Raw genomic sequence first — 1,675 nt, forward strand, 5'->3', positions numbered from 1 at the left:
AAGCCGAGCCCGGACCGGCATACATCTTGGCCGAGGTGACCTCTGGAGGCGACGCGCTGAAATCGAACATTCGCAAACCCTTCCTACACAGCCAGCCGCACCCGACTAACCGCCGCGATGCCGGTCATGATCCTGGGTTCACGGGTTGTCTCGGCAGCGACAACAACCTGAACTGAACCTGAACGAAAACCGAATGCTGTGAATTCGGGTACATTTTGCTGCAAGAAATCTGAGTTGCTGTCGACTAGTTCCTCTCTCTACCCAACGACCGATCGAGTCTCGGTTATCCGCCCGAGGTTGGGCGGGGCATCTTGTAGCGCGGGGGTGTGACCTGCAGGATGGTGCTGACGCTTGGTGGTTTGATTTTGCGGGCGGCGGCTGCGGCGGCGATGCCTGCCATCGGCGCCATTGCTGCTATCTGCCCGGTGCCGGCGGTGTGCATTTTCGGGGCCGCATCCCAGGTTGTTCCCGACGACAGCCACTGCACGTTAGCGCTGGCGACCGGGGTGGATCCGGCCCAGGTGGCGGGCGCGGAAAGCGGTCCGATCGCGGCCGCTGTGCCGGTGCTGGCCAGTACTGCCCGGCTGGCGCCTGCTGCGGCCATCTTCGACTGGGCCAGCGTCGTTCCCGGCGCCACCGCGGCCGCGCCTGCGGCCGGTGATGTCGCGCCGGCCAGCCCGGCCCCTCCCGCATAGAAAATGCCGTCGGTAAATATTTTAATGGTGCTGACGCCATATTCGGCAACAGTGGCGACGTTACGTATCTGGGTGGTGGTGAGAGTGTCGAAGCCGTTGAAAAATTGATTCATAAATGAATAGTCGGTAATCAGCGACATCGGTATCGGAATACCATTAGCGAGGTTCGGCAGGCCTGGGTTTGGTCCCCCGCCCGAGAACAGTAGTGACAGGGCTTCAATAAATTGCGCGAGCCCGGATTGCGTCGCCGAGGAGGCGGAGCTGCCCGCCGACGCAGCCACCGCAGCGGCTTGAGCGGATTGTCCAGCCGGGTTGGTGGTGGTCGGCGGTGCGGAGAACGGCGTCACCTGAACTGCCGACGCCGCCGAGGCCGTGTAGCTGTGCATCGCAGCGGTGTCTTGGGCCCACATCTCGGCGTAAGCCGCTTCGGTGGCCGCGATCGCGGGCGCGTTCTGGCCCAGCAGGTTGGTTTGTGTGAGGTGTTGTAGCTGAACACGGTTGGCATTCACCACCGGGGGCGGCACCACTGCCGCGTGTGCCGTCTCATAGGCGGCCGCCGCCGCCCGGGCTTGGCTGGCCGCGTGCTCGGCTTGTGCGCCGGTTGTCGTCGCCCACGCTGCGTAGGGTGCAGCCGCACCAGCCATGGCGGCCGAGGCCGGACCCGCCCAGCCCTCACCCTGCAGGCCTGCAATTACCGAAGAGTAGCTCCGCGCATAGGAATCGAGCTGGGCGGCGAGCGCGTCCCACGCCGATGCGGCCGCTACCAACGACTGCGACCCCGGGCCTGTGTACACCAGTGCCGAGGTGATCTCCGGCGGCACTACCGCGTAATCGAACATTCGCGTTCCCTTCCCTCACCGGTGAGACGTGCTAGTGGTCATGGCCATCGCAATGGGTGCTATCCACCGATTGCGGGGCGAGGCATCCGCCAACGGCGGTCCTGCATCCGGAACACGGAGTTGCCGCCCTGCTGCTGGGCC

General features: G+C 64.7%; 1 protein-coding gene. It reads right to left on the reverse strand.

All coding sequences use genetic code 11. The features are described from left to right. Positions 1-283 precede the first annotated feature (283 nt). Complete coding sequence (locus AC2VOG_RS06320; protein ID WP_486939061.1) at positions 284-1,534, reverse strand: PPE family protein; 1,251 nt, start codon at positions 1,532-1,534, stop codon at positions 284-286. Positions 1,535-1,675 lie beyond the last annotated feature (141 nt).

Source organism: Mycobacterium sp. TH-M11, from assembly GCF_057473725.1.

Excerpts from the sequence above, each read along its gene's own strand:
- AC2VOG_RS06320 (WP_486939061.1), bottom strand. The coding sequence starts at position 1,534 with ATGTTCGATTACGCGGTAGTGCCGCCGGAGATCACCTCGGCACTGGTG.